Raw genomic sequence first — 18799 nt, forward strand, 5'->3', positions numbered from 1 at the left:
CGGGCTCAGGGCTTGTGCGCGGCATAATAGGCCTCGATCTTTGCCTGGATTTCGATGAGCGTGGCGGCTTCGTCGGGGAGCTTCGCCGCATCGACGAACTCCGCGTAGATTTCGGAAAAATCCATCACCGAGAGGTCGAGCTGCTGGAACTCGAAAATGGTGAAGCCGTCGCAGACGGGCTTCTTCGGCGTTCCCCATGTCTTGCCGATCTGGGGCCGGCCCTGCTCCTGGAGGATCCGACTGATCTTCGAGAGGAAGCAGCAATAGACATCGCGCTTGGAAAGACAGATGCCAAGGAAGCTCGACGAGCAGTAAGTGCCAATCTTGTGGCAGAGCCCTGCATCGTCCTTCTGATCGAGCAGCACCTCGGCCGGGCTGCACAGCAGCGGAACGAGGAGCGGGACGCCCTTCCCCGAGCAGCAGTTGGCGAGACCGAAGACCTTGTGCGCACAACTCTCGGCGGTGCCCTTGAACAGCGTCAGCGTGCTTTCGTCGAACTCGGAATTGGCCTGTCCGAGCGCGTTCAGCGCCACGACCGCGTCCTTGAACTCGTCGGAGGCCTCGCGAACGATCGGCTCGCAGTCGCCATTGACGCAGTAGACGTCGTCCCCGCAGATGTACTGCGCAGGCTGGCTCGTCGATCCCGGGATCGGGCACTTGTAGACACGCTCGGCGACCTTGCACGAACCATCTCCGCTGGGCGGATCGTCGAGACAGGTCTCGTGGTCGAACATGCAGCCGGGGGTTGCATCGAGCTTGCCGCAGTCGTTGCCGCCGCCCACCACGGTCTGGCACTGGTAGGTCTTCGCCGTCTCCCAGCAGGCCCGCGTGACCGGCACGCCATCGATCAGGCGGGTTTCATTGGGGGCAGTGCAGGTCTCGGCAGCGAGGGTGCAGGTGCCAAGATCGACCGAGCAGGCATTGTCGGTCCAGACTTGGGTGAACCACTTCGATACCGAGCTTTCGGGCACGATGCCGGCGACATTGGTGCTGCACGAATAGACCGCTTCTAGCGAAGCGGGCTCAAGGCAAGTGAGGTAGCCCCCTCCCCCGAACGGATCGCCGATGAAATCCCAGGTCTTGCAGAGCTGGCGGTCGGTGAGGCCTGCCGCGGAGGCGGTGGTTTGGGTACAGCTCGGCTCCGCCGATATCGCCCCGCACTGCTGAAGCCCGCTCACATATTGGACGGGAAAACCCGTCACGGGATCAAAGGTCAGCGCATCGGTGATCCCTTCGTTGTTGCAGCGATAGACGTTGCTCACGACCTGGAAGGCGTCCGCCGGCGGCGGTTTGGCCACCGTGCCCATGAGGTAGACGTTGGGATCACTGACGCCTGCGTCGCAGTCGTAGTAGTCGACCGTGAGGTTATAGTCGGGAACAGGGAAGGTCCCGGTCTTGCGGCACAGGGCGTTGCCCTCAAGCGAGGCGCAGCCCGGAAAGCCAGGGGCCGTGACGCAGAGGTACTGGTAGAGCGTCTCGTTCCATGGCGCGACGGTGAGACTGCGGGTGCAGGTCTTGGGCTGTTCGACCACGCTCGAGCCGACATTGCAGGTCCATTCGGCAGTGTTGGTGGTCCCCGGACTCGGCGGCAGCGGGACGCAATTGCCGGTCGACCCGTCCGCGCTCATGCCAGACAAGTAGGCATTGGGATCGTCGGTCACGGTGTTGGCGCGGGACAGGTCGGCGCGGGTGACATCGACGGTCGGCCGCGTGGTCGAATTGGCGGTGCGGTAGGCATTGCTATTCACGCCGGCCGCCGCCCCATCGGCGTACATGTTGCCGGGATTGTCGTAATACTGGGTGAGTCCGGGATATTCCGCCTGATACCCCGGTATCTGCCCGGCCGCACCCGGGGCATCGGTGATCCCCTGGTAGGCGCCGCGCACGCTCGATCCGGTCGCCCGAGCCTCGGCCTTGGCCTCGTCCACGGTCATGGTGGCAGGCGCGGAAGGAGGCGGCGGGGCGGGAGCGGGCACGCCGGGATCAATCGCGGGCGGGAGCGGCGGTTGCGGCTCGACCAGATCGTCGGGCGGGGGGATGTAGACCTGTCCTTGTGCGCCGGCCGCGGCGAGCAGCACCATCCCGGCAAGCGCAAATCCAGCAAGGCGCGGCGCGCGCATCTCAATGACCCTTGTTGAGCTGGGCGAGCGCGATGCGCGCGACGCCGGCGCCGGGCCCGCGGCCACCTGCAAAACTCTCGAGCGCGAACTCGACTGTGACATTGCCGGTGAGCCGGTCGTGGTCGGGAGTGGCGCTGGTGCAGTCGAGCCCGTCGCAGAGCTCGTACTCGCGGCCCGCGGCGACGAAGGTCGGCGCAGCCTCGACCTTGAAGGCGCGGAACAGGCGCGGGTCGATCGCGAGATGGGCTTCTTGGCCCTCGTCGGTCACAACGCGCTTGAGGCCCTCGGCAAAGGCTTTTGTGCTGCCTCCGGGAAAGCCGCGGAACACCACCACGCCGCCGGCCTTGGTCGTGTCGGCGATCAGCCGGGTGAGCGAGGCCCCAGGCATCGACAAGCTGGCAAAGACCATGAACATCGGCCCCTCGCCCATCGGCGCGCGGGTATTGGCCGCGGCGCCGGCGAGCAGTTCGTCGAAGTCGACCGCGCCATCCGGGCCCTTGGGAAGGCTCGCGGGATCGATCGAAGCGACGGAAGCGAGGCCTTGTTCGCGCAAGGTCTCGGCCTCGGCGCGGTGCGCCTCGCCCTTGCCGGCAACCGCATCGACCAAGGTCTGGGCATCGGCTGTCGCCTCGGTTGCCCGGTCCTTGATGGCCTTGAGGTCGATGCCGTCTAGCGTTTGCGCGAGCGCTGCCGAGACAGCCGTAAGCGCGAGGAAGCCAGCGATTCCTGCGAGGTGGGGTTTAAGCAAGGTGCGCGCGAAGGTCATGGGCGTCCTCACAGCATGCAGCAGTTGCGCTTGCGCCAGACGAGGTAGCCAAAGTCCTCACCCTTGACGGGGTAGCCCTTGCCGGTCTGGGGAATGATGGTGGTCGCGCCGATCGGCGCGCAGGCGTAGCGGCCCTTCACTGTCGAGATCGGGTTGGTCATCTGCAGCCGGTATTGCTGCTTCCTCATCACCGGCATCAGGTACTTGTGGCACAGCGCCTTCGAACCCATCGTCCCCCAGGCGAGCGCCTCGCGGTGCATCTTGTAGAGCATGCGTTCGGCGACGAGCCGCGAGGCCTGGATCGGGGTGACATGCGCGGCGACGTGGCCGTTCAGCGGGTACATCCCGCCGTTGCAGCCCGCGCACCAGAACATCTGGTCGATCGGCAGCTTGGCGGTCGCCGCGACACAGTCGGCCGCACACGCCGCGGTCGCGATCGGGTTCGAGAACAGCGCGACTTCCGGATTGATGATCGAGGTGAGCGCGGAATCCTGCCAGAGCGGGTCAATCTCGGTGACATAGGCAACATCGAAGGTGGTCTGCTCGAAGCAAAGGAAGTCGGTCAGGATCTCCATCCAGTAGAGCAGCGGGTAGACGTAGTAGTGCGACTGCCACTGCGAGCTGTTCTGCGCCTTGCCGCCGATCTGGCTGCGGCCCTGGACATGGCCATTGCCGATGGCGAAGCCGGGGTTGAGGCGGATTCCGCCAAGGTTGGGAAAGCACCAGGCCTTGTTGGTGACGTCGACAAGCCGCACCGGCTCCCAAAAGCCCACCGAGATACCAATGCGCGGGATCGGCGAACCGCAGGCGCACAAGGGAAACGAGGGATTCTTGGGGTCGGGGCGCGAGCCCTTCCAGATCGAGAGCCCGCCGATCGACAGTGGGAACAGGCACGACCAGCACACGTCGGTGATCGGGTTGATGAACTTGCCGTGGCAGGTGGCGGTATCGGCGCGCGCGGGCGCCGATACCGCAAAGGCGAGCGCCAGCGCCGCGAGCAAGGCGGCGAATTTCCGGCCGAGCCGCGTCATGGCCGAGCTCCTTGGGCGAAGGCCTCATCCGCCCGCAGTTTGGCGCGGAAGTAGGCGACGCCGTGGACCGGCGCGGCGAGGGCGAGGGTCAGCGCAGGACCTGCACCCCAGAGCCCGAACAGCGCTTTGAGGAGCGGGAGCAGCAAGACGGCGAGCGCCAGCGCCCAGCACAGGGCCATCCACCAGCGCCGCATGTGACGAAGGCGCGCCGTTTCGGGAGCGGCCATCGGTGTCTTGAGGAAGTCGATGAGCGAGTGGGTCATGACACCTTGCCTCCGCCAGAGAGAACGGGTGCGCGTGCGGGCGCGGCTGCCGCGGGCGGTAGCGGCACTTCGCTGATCTTGAGATTTGCGCCCGCTGCCGAGACCACGGCGGGGGTGTGGCGGATGCCGAACTTGGCGGTGAGCGTGCCGCCCTGGTCGAAGTAGAAGCGCCGCTGCCAAGGCTTCATCGCATCGAACGGCGAGCCCGAGACAAAGATGATCTTGGCCCGCGCATCGCTCCAGGTTTTCACCGCCCAGGCCAGCTCGGCCGCATTGTCACCATCGACGAAGACCAGCGCCTGGCTCAATTGCACCATGTCGAGCGGATTGACCCGGGTGCCGCGCGCGGCGATCAGGTTGCCCTTGGCATCGACGATGTCGTCTTCCGTGACGATCGAGGGATCGAACAGCCATTCGCGCTTGACGCTTGCGGGGGTCATGCCATCGACCGGCTTGGGACGGCGCACGCTGGCGACCGCTTGTTCCTGCATCTGGCGCTGCATGCGCTCGATCCCGCCATTGGCCTCGAGCGTCCTCAGCCGCGTCTCGATCGTGGTGAGAAGATCGGTCTCGATGATCGGAAAGGTCTGACCCATCTGCCCATAGTCGGCAGCACGCAGGCCCGAGATGCCCGGCCAACCGACCAGCAGGGCAAGGCCGCTTGCGGCGATCAGGGCGGCGAAGGGCCTCACAGCAACGAGTCCCCGGTGCCGATGATCGTCCCGGAACAGACGAACCCGATATCGGCATAGCGGCTGTCGAGCCCGTCCTTGTGCGCGGTGCCGAGATAGTAGCAGTGTTCGGGGATCCGCCCGGTCGGACCAGGCTCGAGCTTTTCACCGCGCGAGCTCGCCGGCTTGAGGCGCGCAACCTCGGCGCCATTGATCCGCACGACGGCGCCCTCGCGGCTGACCACGTCGCCCGGCATGCCATAGACCCGCTTGGCAAAGGGCGGGGCCACCTTGCCGAAATGCGCGGTGATGAGCGGGGTCTGCGGCGCCTTGAAGACCACGAAGTCGCCGCGCTCAGGCACGCGGTGCTTGTCAATCCAGAACGCCCAGTTGGGGAGCGACTGGGTGGTGTTGATCAGGATCGCATGTTCATCGCGCCAGCTCGCGAGCAAGGAACTCGCCGCGAGGCACGCCGCAAGCGCGCCAATCGCCAGCCAGCGCTTGGCATGACTGCCGCTCGCCGCCGGGGGCTCAGGGTGTGTTTCATTTTGCGGGGGCATTGCCCTGACCCCCGAGAACTCCAGCCTGCGGCGCCGGTCCCGGCCCCGAACCCGACATAGCGGCACGCATCGCGCCCATGACATCGGTGCTGCTCGCCGCCGCCTGCTGCGGCATCCGCACGCGGGCATAGACCTCGCGGCGCACGTCGGCAGTGATGTCGGGGACATTGCCGGCGACGACCGCTTCGCCGACCAGCACGATCTGGCCTGCCGCGCCGCGCCGTTCGAGATTACGCTGGATCTCGCTCATGAACGCGCGGGTCTCGGTGGTGACCTGCTCGGGCGGGGTCGCCGAGCGCGCCTGCGCCTGGACATATTCGCCGACGATCCCAGAAAGCTGGACCTTGGCGATCGCCGGTGTCTTAGGCCCGCCGAGCACGCTCTTGGTCACCCATGCGCCCCACAGGCCCGCCGCAACAAGGGCGGCCACGAGCGCGACCGGGGCCGCACCGAGGCGCGCACGCTGCGGCGGGCTCGCGGGCGCCGCTGCCACATCGGCCTCGAACAGCGGACCGGGCGCTGCGTTCTCGCCGCCTGTTGCGGCGACACGGGGCTTACCTGCCATGATCTCTCTCCTTGCAAGTGGGGTTTGCCGCCGGGCTCAGATCGCCAAGCGAATGGCGGCGGAAGAAGGCGAGCGCGGCGAACAGCACGGCGCTCGCCAGCCAGAAGAACAGGCGGAATCTGTCCTGCCGTGCGGCATCGGCCGCGACGTAGCGCGAGGCGAAATTGTCGAGCTGGAGCACGGTCCCGGAAAAGCTGAAGTTCCCGAGCGCGGCGAAGAACAGCAGCCAGAGGGCAGCAACACAGCCGAGCGTGACTGCGAGCCAGCCTGTCAAGCGCAGCGCGACGTAGCAGCCGTCCGCCAGGCGGGATGGAGCGCGCGATGGCGCGGTTGGGGCCAAGGTGGGCGTCATTCGGCCGCCTCCGCAAGCTCGCCCTCGGCAAAGTCGGGCGCGCCGGGCTCGGGCGGCACGAAATCGGGGAAGGCCACCCGCTCGATCGCATCGGGGAGCGCCAGGCCGCCGCGCACCTTGTCCTCGATCTCGGAAAAGACCCGGGGGCTCGAGGAATAGAGCGTCGCCGAATAGGGATCGAGCACAAGGCGCCCTACAGCAAGCGTCTCGGGGCCTTTGATCAGGACGTCGGAATACTCGGTCCCGTTGCGCTTCAGCGAGCGGAGCAGGCTTTCCGTGTAATGGTCCATCTCGAAGCGCTGGTGCTTGGCGAGATCGTTGATCGTCTCTTCCTTCTGCTGGAGGACGATCGACCAGTCCGAGTTTTCGAGTGCGGCGAGCGAACCTTCCGACTTGTAGAAGTCGTTGAGCGACTGGGTCGCTGTGATCAGCGAGCCGCCATATTTGCGGCAGGTGCGGGCATAGGTCTCGATCGCCTGGCCCATCTGCCCGCCGCCAAGGAGTTGCCAGGCTTCGTCGATCATCGTCAGCTTGGGCACCGAGCGGTCGAGATCGCGCATCACCCGAAGTGTCAGGAACATGAGCGCGGTCAGCGCGACCGAGCGCAGTTCGGGCTTCGAGGAGAGGTCGGAGAGCTCGAACACGGTGAGCCCGGCCGAGAGGTCGATCGAGCAGGCGCCTTCGAAAAAGCGGCCATAGGTGCCGCCTTTTAGGAACGGCGACATCGCATCGGCAAGATCGCCGGCATAGGGCGAAGGCAGCGCGCGCAGCGCCGCGGCAACATCGTCAATCGTCCCATGGCGCTGTTTCTCGCGCCAGACCGTGCTCACCGCGGAATCGATCAGCCCGCGCTCGGTGTCGGACAAGCGGTCCTGCTGGCGCGCCATCTGGCCGACGATCGATTTGAGCATCGCGAGGCATTCGACCTCATAGTCCTCGCCGTCCTCGTCGCTCGCTAGCGCCTCGCCGTCGATCATGTCGAAGGGATTGAGCGAGAAGCCAGAGGATAGCTTGAACTCGACGAAAGCGCCGCCGAAGGCTTTGACCATGTGCTCGAACGAGCGGCCGTCATCGATCACGATGACCTTGGCCCCCGCGCCGGACATCGCGGCACAGACGTCCTGCAGGAATACCGACTTGCCCGAGCCCGACTTGCCGAAAACGGCGACGTTGTGATTGCCCGCCGCGTTCTGGAACGGCGACCAGAAGAACGGCTGCCCGCGCCGGCCGATGAGCAGAACGTGCGGGATGTGCCCGCCGGTGTGCTCGCCCTGGAGCGGCGCGATCGAGGCCGCGGTGGTGGTGAGCATGGTCTTGAAGCGCTTCATGCGCTTCAGGTCAGCCGAGAGCCCATTGGGGAGCGACAGCGGCATCGCTGCGAGCAGCCCCATCACCTGGAGGTAGCGCTCGTCGATGAGGTCCCACCCGCAGGCCTTGTAGACCGACTTCACCATGCGCTCGTTGATGTCGCCCTTGCCCAAGGGCGAGAGCGCGCCGACGCCGTAGTAGACCTGCGCGAGCTTGCGGCCCTGGCGGATCTCGGCCTGAACGTATTGCCATTCGTCGCGCTGCTCGGAGAGCTGGGGCAGGAAGCGCGCCGAGCGGCTGTCGGCAAGGCTGGTGGTGCGCATGACCTTGAGGCCCGCGCGCGAGGCGACCGCTTCCTCGTCCTGGTAGACGAGCCCGAGCACGGTCATGACGTTGCAGCCGAAGCGCAGCTTGTCGTTGATGACGTCGCCGATGATTTTCTGGACGTCCCACGGCGCCCATTGTTTGGGGAGGTTGCGCACCGAGAAGAAGCGCCAGTCGAACTTGTCGGGCACGACCTCGCCGATCACCGGCGCGCCGTCCTGGCGCTCGCCAGTGGGGCGGAAGCGCTCGGTCTGGAGCACGATCCGGTCAGGGGTGACCTGGGTTTCGAGATCGCGCCGCACGCACTGGACGTTGATCGGATCGAGCTCGGAATAGTGTTCGGGCTTGTCGGCGTTATCGACCGCCGGGCAGAGAAAATCGTCGAGGAAGGCGATCAGTTCGACCGGTCCCATGTCGCGGGCCGGGATCGAGAGCGACTGCAGCGTCCCGTGAAGACTGTCGCGCACCGAGGCGAGCGTGTCGGCCCCGATCGGGCCACTGAGCCGGGCACCGACCGAGAGGATCACCCGGGTGTTGCGCAGGTAAAACGGTGCGTCGCGCGAGATCGACATCCAGGCGGCGCGGCGCAGCCAGCGCGCCCGGTGCATCGCCGCGCGGCCATAGACCCCCTTGGCGACCACGCGCGGCATCACCCAATCAGCGATGCGTTCGCCAACCGAGGGACTCTGCCAGTGGATCAGCTGGATCTCGCAGCCCGAGGGCACGGCGTCCGACAGAAACTGGGTCAGCAGCTCGCCGCTGCGCTCGTCTGCGCCCATCATCGGGGCCAGCTCGAGAATGAACCCGAGCGAGTCCGTGTTGATGAACAGGCCGTGCTTCTTGTCGTAGCTTCGATAGGGCAGCCAGTTCGACAGCATCGGCGCGCCGAGCACCGGGCGCTCCGCCTCCGGATGCGCGCTTTCGCCGAACAGCATATCGAGGAACCGGTCCCAGAACCCGTGCGAGGCCATCGTCGCTTACTCCTCGACCTTGGCCGGAAAGGCGGCGGGGCCATTGGCGGGCTTGGTCGCCGCCGGAGCGGCGCTGACCGCCGAGGCGGAAGCCGGAGCTGGGGTCGGCACCGCACTACTGGGCGCCGCACGTACCGCTGCTGCCGGGACGTGCGCTTTCGCAGTGGGCGCGAGACGCGCCTGCACCTGAGCCTGAATCGCCTCGATCGCATTGCCCGACTGGAGCGCGGCACCCTTGGCGCGCGCCGCCGCAACGGCCTCGGGGCGCGGCGGCCCGGAAGGCGCGGCATCTATTGCTTTGGGAGTGGGTGACCCAGCGTCCTGGGCGATCGGGGCGACGGGTACCGGTGCCGGCACGAATGCCGCGCTCGCGAGGCTAACTGCCCTGCCCTCGACCTGCTCGCCGATATTGGGCTCGCCCGAGGACAGCTCCATCCAGGCGCCGTTGTCGACCACTGCGTGGATGATCCGCGGTTCGTGGAGATTGCCACCACCATCGACGAAAGAGGGGAACACCACCTTGAGCACGCGGCGCTCGCGGTGGACCATGCCGCCGCCGGCCGAGGTGATGCGGCCCGAACCCGACGGCGTGTACGACGCAGTAACCGGCTTGGCGGCGGCGGGCTGGCGGATGTACGGCCCTGCCGGGGTCATCGGCCGGGCATTCTGGATCACCGACAGCGCCTGGTCGTCGATCACCGTCGAAGGCGCGCAGGTCCCGCCTGGTGCGCTGCAGGCAAAGCTGCCCTTGATGTTGCCGCCGAACAGCGAGGTGCAGGCGGCGAGCTGGGTAGCCGCGAGTCCGATGGCCGCGATGCTTGCAGCCCGGGTGACGGGGTTTGGCGATCGCCGCGCCGCAAGATCCCCAAGCCGGATCGCGAGCCGCCAGATGGCGAGGCCCGATTGGCGCGACAGCGGAGCCTCACCAAGCGCGACATGGCCCGCCGAGCGCGCCCACGCGCGCTTGCCCAGCAATGCCTGTTCGCGAGGCGTGAGCAGCACGCCTCGCGGAACCGCAGTGGCAAGGACGAGATCCTGCCACAGCTGGATTGCTTCGGCGCGGCTGAGCTCCACCCGCGGCAGCGAGACTCGCCCACAAGAGCGCCGCGCGACTGCGCGCGTGAGGCTCGCAAGATGCTTGGAGCTGAGCGCGGTCACGACTTGGCGCCCTTCAGCCACTGCTCGAGCACTTCGCGCGGGCGGAAGCCTTCGATCACCGCGCCGTCCGAGCGGACGATGACCGGGGTTCCGGCAAGGCCCTGCTGGCGCGCGAAGGCCTCGTTGGCATCGAGCGGCGAGGTGTCGCAGGCGCGCGTGTCTGTTATCGGCGCCCCGGCATAGGCGGCTTTGACCGCCTTGCGGCGATCGCGCGCGCAGAACACCTGGTTGGCAAGATCGCGGCTGCCGAGCACCGAGATCGGCCGCTCGATCACCCGCACGTTCATGTTTTCGAGGACGCCCGAGAGCGCCCGGCAGTAGCCGCAGCGAAAATCGCTGAACACGGTCACGGTCGGCCCCGAGTTTGCTCCCCAGACAATGCCGCCCGCCTCGGGCAGTGCGGCGAGCGACATCATCCGGGGGGCACCGCTCGCCGCCGGCGTGCTGACGCCGCGGCGTGGGGTCTCGACTTCCTGGGCTTCCTGCTTGCTCCCCGCAGCGCCGCCGACGAGGAGATCGGGGTTGACCTCGAGCAGCCGGACCGCAGTCAGGTCCTGGCGGGTCTGCATGTCGTAGACCCGCCCGATCAGGAGATATCGCGCGGTCTTGTCGACGTAGAACAGCTGCGAGCCTGCGGTCACTTCGCAGACCCCATCGACCACCTGGCAATTGACGCGGGAGACCTGGGTGCGCGGCAGGCGCTGCTTCAGGAGCGCGGTCACCGCCTGGTCCGCCTCGCTTGGGGCATGTTGGGCAGTTGCGGCATCACCGGTGCCGGCGTTCGCCCAGACCAGCGAGCCGCCACTACCGAGCGCGATCGCGGCGAGCGGCATCAGGACCTGGCCAAGGCGGGGCCGCGCCAGATGGAATGACTTCAAGGACTTCAGCTTCATTGCACCCTCCTCACCCGTTGATGAACACGCCTTCGAGAAACACGATTTCGACATCGATCCCGGTCGGCATCTCGATCACGGGCTGGTACTGTTCGGCCCGCTCGATCAGGTACTTGCTGACCATGTCGCCCGAGGTGGCGATGCCTTCGCCGAGCCCGCCCTCGAGGATGTCGCCGGTGCCGAGCTTCTGGCGCTGCCCATTGACGTTGACGTTTGTTCCGGTGAGCGTCGAATTGGTGTTGGCGGCAAAGCCGCGGCCAAAGCCGCCGGCGAGACCGGCAAGGAAGGCCTGGCCGATCAGCGAACCTTCCCGGCTGACCACCCTCCCCCTGACCCCGGTCTTGCCGCCGAAGGCGATGAAGCCCTTGACGTCCGAGACCGCGTAACGGCCATTGGGCTGCGGGCAGGTCATGCGCTGCAGCTTGACGTAGACCTTCTCGCTCGAGAGGTCGCCGCGCGCCGCGCCGTTGACCAGGCATCCGGCGATATTGGTCGTGAGCAGCCGCCCGTTGTCGTAGACCGAGCGCGCAGGGCCGGTGATGCGCAGCACGACCGGCAGGGGATCGGTCTGACTCTGGACGCCGGCGGCCGCATCGACCCCGACTATGACCTTGGCGACCGCGATCGAGTTCGGCGGCAGGTAATTGGCGCTGTCGGTGAAGACAGTGTTGCCCTTGGGGACCGGGCTTCCGGTTCCGCTTGCGCCCTCGTTGAACGAGACCAGGCTGACCTCGCTCCCGCGCCCTGCCGGGAGTCCCGCCGCGGCCATTGCGGCTTGCCCGGCAGGCGTGCTGGGCGCGGTCTGGTAGCTCGGTGGGCTGGTCCGCCCGTAAAGCGCGTTGGGTCCGACCGGTGTCGCGCCGGCACCCATGACCGGCGACTGGCGCGCGGCTGCGAGCGCTGCCTTCAACTGCTCATTCTCGTTCTGGTAGGCGGAAAGCACCCGCTCGGTGTCGGGAGATATCCCGCCGCCTGACGTGCTCTGCGCTGCCTGACCCTGGGCCAGCTGCGCTTCCAACTGGTCGGCCCGCTGCGCACGGGCAGCGAGCGCGCGCATGTTGGTGTCCATCGACATCATCTGCGCCTCGGACTGGGCACGCCACTCCTTCTCGGCCATGTTCTTGTTGACCATCTCGTCGACCGAGACGTCGGCGACCTGCCGCTTGACGCTGGCGTCGCTGCTCTTGTGATCGCCGGCGAAGATCCACGAGGAGCCGATGACAAGCGCGGCAAGACCGCCAGCGCCGAGCAGCAGCATCTGCTTCTTCCTGACCGCCTCATTGGCCACGATTGCATCGCCGAGCGGCGAGGCGTCACCACTTCCAGGGTGGGTTGCGGGACCGTCGAGCGCCTTGGGGCCTTTGCGGAACGGGTTCTTCCAGTCCATCACTGGCCTCCATTCGATTGGATGAGGTAGACAGCGGCCGCCTGGCCGGGCGCGAGCTCGCTCACCGGGGTCATGAAGGCGACGCTGCCGCGCGCGGCGAGCAGGTTCTCATCGAGAGTGAGCGGCTTTGCGCCGGTGTTGCGGACCTTGAGGATCAGTCCCTTGAGGTCAGCGCCGCGGTATTCGCCGACCTGCTGGACCTCGAGCTTGCCGACCGCGACCGGCTCGAGCACGCTTTGCCTGATCTCGAAGCCTTCGATGGTCTCGCTGCGATACATGGCTTGCGCGAGGCGCACGGCGGCATCCTCGGGCGAAGAGCGCACTTCCCAATCGCGCGCGGCCTCGGTCTTGATCGCCGTGTTGGTGACGAAGACCTGCTCGGCGTCGTTGCCGCGGACCTGGCAGAGGAACTTGTAGACGTAGCCCTTTCGGGTCGTGCCGAAGAACGAGAGGTTGGGCTTGGTGAAGCCATCGGGCACCGAAATGTAGATGTCCCCGCGCACGGGCTCGTTGACGATCTTGAAGTCCTCGGCCGGGTTGCCGGTGCTGATCTTCGAGACCGAGGCGAACTGGTCTCCCGCAAGGCTGATCCGGGTGAGGTCCTTCGCCGAGGCGACACAGGCGACCGTACCATTGTCAGCAGCGGGAATGCTCTGGTCGGCCATGGCGGGTGCGGCAAGGCACAGCGCACCGAAGCAGATGAGCGCGGCGCCAACCGGGCGGCCATTGATTGCATAGGGCCGTCCGGCGAGCACGCTGCCCACCCCGATCGCGCCCCAACCCAGTTCGGCCATCACGCCTCTCCCCCGTCGCTATTGTCTGATTGCGCGCTGCCCGCGCCCTTGGCGTCGATGACCTTGCCCGACGGATCCTTGGTCACGCGCCCGAACCCGGCGAGCTTGAGGCTGACGCCCGAGTAGCTCCACACGTAGCGGAAGGTCCGGGCTTCGGAGGTCACCTCCTTGGAGCCGACCACCGTGTGCAGCACGCCGTTGACCTCGCTGGTCAGTGCCTCGGGATCGACAGAGAGGTTCTCGATCGTGAAGAACTGCGAGACATTCGAGCCGTTCTGCTCGTTGAAGATCTTCATCAGTTCGGCCTTCATCCGGCCGTGGGTTCTGGGATCGGTGATCGCCAGGATCGAATCCATCCAGTACTGCAGGTTGGACGGCGAGCGGTTGAGTGTCAGCAGCGCGGCATCGCGCGTGACGAGCTCAAGGTAATCCTTGTCGATGTGGCTCGAGGACAGCGTCAGCGGCTTCGCCAGCACCGGCTGCAGCACCACTTCGCGGTCGCGGTGCGCGGCGGTGAACGTCAACACCACGCTCAGGGCAAACAGCCCGGTCGCGGTGATCGCGAGGAGGTTGCGCTGCTTTAAGAGCCGCTGCGCCTGGCCGTGAGAAATCGAGAGGTCCATGTCGGTGCCGTCCTCAGCCCGCCATCAGGCGAAGATGGGAGGGCGGCGTCGCTCTCAGCCCCATAAAGGCACCCGGCAGGTACCAGTAGGCCGAATGAATGATCCACGAGACGGCTCGTCCCGCCTTCAACTTGCGCAATCCCCACCAGGCCAGCACGCTTGAACATAGACCGATGAAAATATGTTGAGACAGGATGCCCCAGGCGAAGGGAACGATCATCGCGAGAAACTCATCGAGTGTCCAAAACCCGATCAGCTCCGGATCATCGAGATGCGCGGGAACCGTGTAGCGATTCATGAACGACACCACCCTCTTGTCCGCCCACGCAAAGCCCTGCGGCCATGCGCGGACGACTGGTTGGATCAGATCGTCGCGGTGACCGCGGCGGTGACGATGGGCACGCCCGTGCCGGCTCCGACGCCGACCCCCACGGGAATGGCGACCTGGCCGAGGCTGAACCGGCCCGAGGCGAGACCGACGATGCCGCCGGCGAGGCTCAGCACGGTGATGATCTTGCCGCCCGAACCTTCAAGGAAGCCGGTGAAGCTGGTGAGCGCGGTGTTGAACGTGGTGTCGGCGCCCGCCATCGCCACTTCGCTGCCGAAGAGGCCAGCGACCGCGACCACTGCGGCCCCCTGGAGGAGGCTTGCCCCCTTCCCTTTCATCGTGAGTTTCATGTTGCCATGTCCTTTCCAAACGCCGTGATTGTCACGGCCTTCAGAATGAACAGAGGGGCGCTGCCTGGAGCAATTAAAGGTCCGTTACGGCCCGGAAACGAATCGGATGATTTCCTCAAGGCGGACTTGGAGGCACCTTATGTTTCCGAATTTGGGAATGGGAATTGCCGGATCGGGAACTGAAGTTTCCGTTTTCCGCAATCCGGTTTGCTGCATCGGGAATTGTGATTGCCGAACAAGGAATTGGCCTTCCCGAATCACTTCCACCGGCCCGGATTCGCCAAATTTACAATTTGGAGCCATTGTGCCTGCCGACACATGCACCGGAATATCCACCCATGGCCGCAGGAACGCGCAACGTCCGCATCTTCGTAAGCGAGCAGTGCTTCGACCTGCTGGTCGATGCGATGGCGGCCTATTCCAAGGAATCCCGCCGGTTTCAGACGATGCGGATGACTGTCCAAGCCGCCTGCTTGCGCCTCAAATCCCACGGGATATCGAAGCAGGAACTCGAAGATTTCCTCGCGGATTACGCGATCGGCGGGGACATCCGGATCTTTCTCGAGGTCGGCCCGGAGTGGTCCGGAGATTACGATGCGGTCCGCGCCAAGGTGAAGGAAATCAGCGAAAAGCCGGGATTGGACAAGATCCTCGTGCCGTTCGCGGTATACCTCGCGGTAAAATACAATCTGCTCTAGGTATTTTCCACGCGGCAAGTTGCGCGCTTCTTAAGACTCTTGACAGGTTATGCCATCCCATAGACCTTTTGCCTTGGGAGGGATGGATAATGCCTCACAGGAACTTGACGCCCGAGACGGTCTTCAAGCCGAGCAGTCCACCGGGCAGTGAACCCGTCTTCGCTTTTGCCAGTCCTGGACCGCGCGAGGGCGAGCAGGAACAGTACAAGCAACTCATAAACGACGAGCTGGTACGACAAGGCATTCTGCCGGCTCACCTTGCTGACCGGATGCAGATTTCGCGGCCGAAGCTGCACAAGATCCTCAAGCAAACCAACCCGCTCTCCGACGACTTGCGAGATCGCATCTTCAGCGAGCTTGGGATGGATCATGTTCGCGCGAAATTCTGCGTGGCACTGCTTCACGATCCGCGGGCCTACATCGAGCAATCGGTCTTTCTGGCGACCGAGAGCCTCAAGAGCTTCTATCTCGAGGTCCTGACCTGTCGGCGCGGCTCGATCGAGGTCGATCTGCGCCCGGCCGTGATCCACGAAGCGGCGCGGCGAGCCTACGATCTGCTGCTCTCGCATCAGGAGCGGGTCATGCAGAACAACCAGACGCTACAGGCTTGATCGGCCCTCCATGCGGCCCGACACCATCGCCGCGTGGACCCAGCTCTATGCGGCCGTCGGCCTCTTGGCCGGGATTTGCTCAGGCTGCGCTCTGCTGAAAACGATCTTCGATATCCGCGCGGGCACGATCGCGCCGCCGTCCGGTTCGGGGCTGCGGTGGTGGCTGTGGTTCCCGAAGGTATGGCTGCATTTTCAGCTCAGCTACCTCTGCGGATTTCCGTGCATTCTGGCCATTGCGATCCTCTATGCGCACTATATCGGGTTTGCGGAATTCGTCCCGTCGTAGGTGACCAATGAAACCTCGCGGTAGCCTGATGCCCAGACGGCTGTGCTGGCTGCTGTCGCTCGCGCAAGAGAGCTGGAATCTGGACGATTGAGCTGGGTAAGGCGGAGCCAGTTGGTTGTGATGGTTCGCACGTAATTGCGGGTTTCGGGGATCGCTGGGATATAGCCCAGCGTGAGGGAGCGGCGCTCTGGTCCGGCATTGTAGGCGGCCAGGGCGAGATCGACGCGTTCAAAACGATCAAGTTGCTGGCGAAGATATCGCGCGCCCGCGCGCATGTTCGCCAAGGCGTCCCAAGGGTTCCATAGCTCCAGATGCCTGGCGGTTCCGGGCATAACCTGCATCATTCCCATTGCGCCGGCCCTGCTGATTGCCCAAGCCTTGTATCCTGACTCTTGGGCAACAACTGCATCCAGCAAGCTGGCGGGCAGGCCATTCTCGCAGGCGATTTGCGACATCGCTTCAAAGTACGTTGCTCGGCGTTTCTCCACCTCGGCCGGCAACCACCATGTCTGGAGGTAACCATTCCCAGGACAAGACAGCGGGTTCTGGCTTGCGCTGGCTCCTTTGCCAATTTTATCAATTATATAGACAGGTTGGCTGATACCTTGCAAATGAGCGCGTAGCGCAACCTCGACAGGACCATCTCCGCCACTGGCCGCAATGGCAGAAGGAGCGAAGCGAGACAAATCCACTTCCCTTGCCTTCGCAGGGGCAACGAAGACCATCGCAGCGACTGCGACTATTTTTGCGTAAGTCAAAATCACGACACGCCTTTCCGGGTGGCGTGCAGTCTAGTTGGGAATGCGCACGTGGATTCAACCTAATCGCTGCATTCTTGTCAATTGATGATCTGGAAGCGCCCCCGTTGCCTATAACCTGGTGTCATTCGCGCTAATGGGTGCCTTATCGCATTCCATAGGCCAGATGCCGTTTTCGAGAACGGTTCATGCGCAGGTCCTACCCATACCGGTTTGCAAACTATGATAGCCAAATGCCTTACGTGCCTCTTCCAGGCGCTTTCCGCTATCCACGGCAGCCAATATTGCTTTCTCGGCGACCTCTATTTGCTCTGCGATTGCAAGAACCTCCTCTAGATGGGGGGCAGGGATGGCAACCACGCCATCTGAATCTCCTACCAGCCAGTCACCGGGTTCGACACGCACTCCTGCCAGCTGGATTGGATCGTTGTTGGCAACCGCGGTGGCGCGATCCTTGGCGGTGCGCATTGTCACGCAGCGCGAGAAAACGGGATAGTTAAGCGCGACGCAGCGGTCGCTGTCGCGGCATGCGCCGTCGATCACGGTCGCCGCAATACCTTTGGTATGAGCCACATAGGTCAGAATGTCGCCCCAGACGGTCTGGTTCAAGATGCCGCCATTGTCGATGGCGACCACCGCGCCAGGTGGCACTTCGTCGATATAGTCGCCGACGCTCCCACCGGTAAGGCCGACCGGCAACATCCGGATCGTAAAAGCCCGTCCGGAAAATTTCATGCCGCGAGCAACCGGAGCAAGGCCGATCAACTGGCCTGCAATTTCCAGCCTGTCCAGCGCGTCGGAGAGCGCCGTGACCCCGACGGTGTTCAGACGTTCCACAACCTTCGCTTCATCCATGATTGCTCTCCGCACCGTTCAGCAAGTCTTCGTAATTAGCCCCAAGGACTTGATCGAGTGGCGAACCCGCTTCGATCGCCAGCGCCATCGCCGCTTCGCGTGCGCTGATCCTCTCAGCTTCCCGCAGGACGTCATTCAGACGGTTCGGATCGACGAAAACCACTCCGCTGCCATCCGCGACAACCCAGTCACCCGGTTTGACGACCACGGTCCCGATCGTGACCGGGCAATCCCAGGCGTGCTCCGCAATCCGGCCTCGTGCAGTTACCGGAACCGCATTGCGCCCGAAAATGGGCAGCCCCAGTTCCCTGCTCTCGTCGACGTCGCGGCAGGCACCATCGATTATCACCCCGGCCAGGCCGTACTTGATCGCGCCTCTGCTGAGCAGTCCGCCCCATCCGGAAACATCGGCCCGGCCACGGTGTTCTATCACGATGACTTCGCCATTGCGGGCCGACATCACGGCGGCCGCGCACAGGTGGCGTTTGGGCAATCCGGCAAGCGGCGGCCCGAGCTTGACGGTTACGGCCTCTCCGGCAATCCGACGACCAGGGATGGTGAGCGGAGCCAGACCGATTACGGCGCCCGTTAGCCCAAGAGTATCGAGTGCATCGGATATCGTGCAAGTGTCGAACGAACCGAGGCGATCCGCAATCGACTGATCGTCGGTTGGTGCATCGTCTTCACTCATGGCTGGAAACAAACGCCAGTGCATCGCACTGGATCACGATATCTCCAGGCAATGAATTGTACATCAGTGTGTGTCTGGCTGGCCTTGATTGCTCGTCCGTGAATTCCATCAGCCAGTACTTGTTGATCAGGGGCTTGAGATCGGCCGAGGCAACATAGAAGGTCATCTTCGCGACATCGTCGAAGCTGCCGCCCGCCTTTTCCAGAATGCGGCCCAATTGCCAGAATGTAAGCCGTACCTGGTCCTCCGCGGTCTCCGCGACGATCCCTGTTTCGGGATCCAGCCCATAAACGCCTCCGGTGGCGACGAGGCTGCCGACCCGACTTGCGGCCGGGATCGGATTACCGGAATGGTGGAAGCCATCTACTTGAATGCTGTGTCGCACTGTTCGCCACTCCTTCGTGAACCAGGTTGGGCCATCGCGATGGCCGATCGG

Annotated in this window: 23 protein-coding genes; 3 read left to right on the forward strand and 20 right to left on the reverse strand. The window is 64.8% G+C overall.

Going from position 1 to position 18799, the window contains the following annotated elements:
* Positions 1–5: 5 nt before the first annotated feature.
* The 16 genes from traN to SARO_RS17845 all read right to left on the reverse strand — a co-directional run bounded on the left by traN (position 6) and on the right by SARO_RS17845 (position 14464).
* Positions 6–2120 carry a conjugal transfer protein TraN gene (traN, locus tag SARO_RS17770; protein WP_010890973.1) on the reverse strand — a complete coding sequence of 705 codons (2115 nt, stop codon included), beginning with the start codon at positions 2118–2120 and terminating at the stop codon, positions 6–8.
* A 1-nt stretch (position 2121) separates the two neighbouring features.
* Complete coding sequence (gene trbC / locus SARO_RS17775; RefSeq protein ID WP_010890974.1) at positions 2122–2886, reverse strand: type-F conjugative transfer system pilin assembly protein TrbC; 765 nt, start codon at positions 2884–2886, stop codon at positions 2122–2124.
* Positions 2887–2894: 8 nt separating this feature from the next.
* Positions 2895–3917 (reverse strand): conjugal transfer pilus assembly protein TraU, encoded by a 1023-nt coding sequence (gene traU / locus SARO_RS17780; RefSeq protein WP_010890975.1) that lies wholly within the window; start codon positions 3915–3917, stop codon positions 2895–2897.
* Positions 3914–4180, reverse strand: coding sequence for a hypothetical protein (locus SARO_RS17785; RefSeq protein ID WP_010890976.1), 267 nt, complete (start codon positions 4178–4180; stop codon positions 3914–3916). Before SARO_RS17785 ends, traU begins: the two co-directional genes overlap by 4 nt.
* The gene (gene traW / locus SARO_RS17790) at positions 4177–4872 is read right to left on the reverse strand and encodes a type-F conjugative transfer system protein TraW (protein WP_010890977.1); all 696 of its coding nucleotides are present in this window, start codon (positions 4870–4872) and stop codon (positions 4177–4179) included. Before traW ends, SARO_RS17785 begins: the two co-directional genes overlap by 4 nt.
* Positions 4869–5411, reverse strand: coding sequence for a S26 family signal peptidase (locus SARO_RS17795; protein ID WP_011906604.1), 543 nt, complete (start codon positions 5409–5411; stop codon positions 4869–4871). Before SARO_RS17795 ends, traW begins: the two co-directional genes overlap by 4 nt.
* On the reverse strand, positions 5395–5976 hold the full coding sequence (locus SARO_RS17800; RefSeq protein ID WP_011906603.1) for a type-F conjugative transfer system protein TrbI: 582 nt from the start codon (positions 5974–5976) through the stop codon (positions 5395–5397). Before SARO_RS17800 ends, SARO_RS17795 begins: the two co-directional genes overlap by 17 nt.
* Positions 5966–6328 (reverse strand): hypothetical protein, encoded by a 363-nt coding sequence (locus SARO_RS17805; protein ID WP_010890979.1) that lies wholly within the window; start codon positions 6326–6328, stop codon positions 5966–5968. The genes SARO_RS17800 and SARO_RS17805 overlap by 11 nt, the downstream gene beginning before the upstream one ends.
* A complete protein-coding gene (traC, locus tag SARO_RS17810) occupies positions 6325–8931 on the reverse strand; it encodes a type IV secretion system protein TraC (RefSeq protein ID WP_011906602.1) in 2607 nt (868 codons plus the stop codon). Before traC ends, SARO_RS17805 begins: the two co-directional genes overlap by 4 nt.
* 6 nt (positions 8932–8937) lie before the next feature.
* Positions 8938–10005, reverse strand: coding sequence for a hypothetical protein (locus tag SARO_RS17815; RefSeq protein ID WP_234007472.1), 1068 nt, complete (start codon positions 10003–10005; stop codon positions 8938–8940).
* An 80-nt stretch (positions 10006–10085) separates the two neighbouring features.
* A complete protein-coding gene (locus tag SARO_RS17820) occupies positions 10086–10982 on the reverse strand; it encodes a DsbC family protein (RefSeq protein WP_010890982.1) in 897 nt (298 codons plus the stop codon).
* Positions 10983–10992: 10 nt separating this feature from the next.
* Entirely contained in the window at positions 10993–12369 is a 1377-nt protein-coding gene (locus tag SARO_RS17825) for a TraB/VirB10 family protein (RefSeq protein ID WP_010890983.1), read from the reverse strand.
* Positions 12369–13163 carry a type-F conjugative transfer system secretin TraK gene (locus SARO_RS17830; RefSeq protein WP_010890984.1) on the reverse strand — a complete coding sequence of 265 codons (795 nt, stop codon included), beginning with the start codon at positions 13161–13163 and terminating at the stop codon, positions 12369–12371. Before SARO_RS17830 ends, SARO_RS17825 begins: the two co-directional genes overlap by 1 nt.
* Positions 13163–13786, reverse strand: coding sequence for a type IV conjugative transfer system protein TraE (locus tag SARO_RS17835; RefSeq protein WP_010890985.1), 624 nt, complete (start codon positions 13784–13786; stop codon positions 13163–13165). The genes SARO_RS17830 and SARO_RS17835 overlap by 1 nt, the downstream gene beginning before the upstream one ends.
* Positions 13787–13799: 13 nt before the next feature.
* Positions 13800–14084 (reverse strand): type IV conjugative transfer system protein TraL, encoded by a 285-nt coding sequence (gene traL / locus SARO_RS17840; RefSeq protein WP_010890986.1) that lies wholly within the window; start codon positions 14082–14084, stop codon positions 13800–13802.
* 65 nt (positions 14085–14149) lie between these two features.
* A complete protein-coding gene (locus tag SARO_RS17845; protein ID WP_010890987.1) occupies positions 14150–14464 on the reverse strand; it encodes a hypothetical protein in 315 nt (104 codons plus the stop codon).
* Positions 14465–14628: 164 nt separating this feature from the next.
* Between SARO_RS17845 and SARO_RS17850 the strand changes: the two genes are divergently transcribed.
* From SARO_RS17850 to SARO_RS17860, 3 genes are all read left to right on the forward strand, one after another.
* Positions 14629–15162: a hypothetical protein gene (locus tag SARO_RS17850; protein ID WP_010890989.1), complete on the forward strand. Its 534-nt coding sequence runs from the start codon at positions 14629–14631 to the stop codon at positions 15160–15162.
* Positions 15163–15266: 104 nt separating this feature from the next.
* Positions 15267–15773: a hypothetical protein gene (locus tag SARO_RS17855; RefSeq protein WP_232730282.1), complete on the forward strand. Its 507-nt coding sequence runs from the start codon at positions 15267–15269 to the stop codon at positions 15771–15773.
* 10 nt (positions 15774–15783) lie between these two features.
* On the forward strand, positions 15784–16059 hold the full coding sequence (locus tag SARO_RS17860) for a hypothetical protein (protein WP_010890990.1): 276 nt from the start codon (positions 15784–15786) through the stop codon (positions 16057–16059).
* Here SARO_RS17860 and SARO_RS20815 read toward each other — a convergent pair.
* From SARO_RS20815 to SARO_RS17875, 4 genes are all read right to left on the reverse strand, one after another.
* Positions 16026–16784, reverse strand: coding sequence for a lytic transglycosylase domain-containing protein (locus tag SARO_RS20815; RefSeq protein WP_143004971.1), 759 nt, complete (start codon positions 16782–16784; stop codon positions 16026–16028). The genes SARO_RS17860 and SARO_RS20815 overlap by 34 nt on opposite strands.
* A gap of 219 nt (positions 16785–17003) precedes the next feature.
* Entirely contained in the window at positions 17004–17672 is a 669-nt protein-coding gene (locus tag SARO_RS17865; RefSeq protein ID WP_010890992.1) for an RraA family protein, read from the reverse strand.
* Positions 17665–18363, reverse strand: a complete 699-nt coding sequence (locus SARO_RS17870; protein ID WP_010890993.1) for an RraA family protein — start codon at positions 18361–18363, stop codon at positions 17665–17667. The genes SARO_RS17865 and SARO_RS17870 overlap by 8 nt, the downstream gene beginning before the upstream one ends.
* Entirely contained in the window at positions 18356–18748 is a 393-nt protein-coding gene (locus SARO_RS17875) for a RidA family protein (protein ID WP_010890994.1), read from the reverse strand. Before SARO_RS17875 ends, SARO_RS17870 begins: the two co-directional genes overlap by 8 nt.
* Positions 18749–18799 lie beyond the last annotated feature (51 nt).

Origin of the sequence: Novosphingobium aromaticivorans DSM 12444, assembly GCF_000013325.1 — a bacterium.
GTDB lineage: Bacteria > Pseudomonadota > Alphaproteobacteria > Sphingomonadales > Sphingomonadaceae > Novosphingobium > Novosphingobium aromaticivorans.

Coding starts and splice junctions, on each gene's coding strand:
- traN (WP_010890973.1), bottom strand. CDS start 2,120: ATGCGCGCGCCGCGCCTTGCTGGATTTGCGCTTGCCGGGATGGTGCTG.
- trbC (WP_010890974.1), bottom strand. CDS start 2,886: ATGACCTTCGCGCGCACCTTGCTTAAACCCCACCTCGCAGGAATCGCT.
- traU (WP_010890975.1), bottom strand. CDS start 3,917: ATGACGCGGCTCGGCCGGAAATTCGCCGCCTTGCTCGCGGCGCTGGCG.
- SARO_RS17785 (WP_010890976.1), bottom strand. CDS start 4,180: ATGACCCACTCGCTCATCGACTTCCTCAAGACACCGATGGCCGCTCCC.
- SARO_RS17795 (WP_011906604.1), bottom strand. CDS start 5,411: ATGCCCCCGCAAAATGAAACACACCCTGAGCCCCCGGCGGCGAGCGGC.
- SARO_RS17800 (WP_011906603.1), bottom strand. CDS start 5,976: ATGGCAGGTAAGCCCCGTGTCGCCGCAACAGGCGGCGAGAACGCAGCG.
- SARO_RS17805 (WP_010890979.1), bottom strand. CDS start 6,328: ATGACGCCCACCTTGGCCCCAACCGCGCCATCGCGCGCTCCATCCCGC.
- traC (WP_011906602.1), bottom strand. CDS start 8,931: ATGGCCTCGCACGGGTTCTGGGACCGGTTCCTCGATATGCTGTTCGGC.
- SARO_RS17820 (WP_010890982.1), bottom strand. CDS start 10,982: ATGAAGCTGAAGTCCTTGAAGTCATTCCATCTGGCGCGGCCCCGCCTT.
- SARO_RS17825 (WP_010890983.1), bottom strand. CDS start 12,369: ATGGACTGGAAGAACCCGTTCCGCAAAGGCCCCAAGGCGCTCGACGGT.
- SARO_RS17830 (WP_010890984.1), bottom strand. CDS start 13,163: ATGGCCGAACTGGGTTGGGGCGCGATCGGGGTGGGCAGCGTGCTCGCC.
- SARO_RS17835 (WP_010890985.1), bottom strand. CDS start 13,786: ATGGACCTCTCGATTTCTCACGGCCAGGCGCAGCGGCTCTTAAAGCAG.
- traL (WP_010890986.1), bottom strand. CDS start 14,084: ATGAATCGCTACACGGTTCCCGCGCATCTCGATGATCCGGAGCTGATC.
- SARO_RS17845 (WP_010890987.1), bottom strand. CDS start 14,464: ATGAAACTCACGATGAAAGGGAAGGGGGCAAGCCTCCTCCAGGGGGCC.
- SARO_RS17860 (WP_010890990.1), top strand. CDS start 15,784: ATGCGGCCCGACACCATCGCCGCGTGGACCCAGCTCTATGCGGCCGTC.
- SARO_RS20815 (WP_143004971.1), bottom strand. CDS start 16,784: ATGGTCTTCGTTGCCCCTGCGAAGGCAAGGGAAGTGGATTTGTCTCGC.
- SARO_RS17865 (WP_010890992.1), bottom strand. CDS start 17,672: ATGGATGAAGCGAAGGTTGTGGAACGTCTGAACACCGTCGGGGTCACG.
- SARO_RS17870 (WP_010890993.1), bottom strand. CDS start 18,363: ATGAGTGAAGACGATGCACCAACCGACGATCAGTCGATTGCGGATCGC.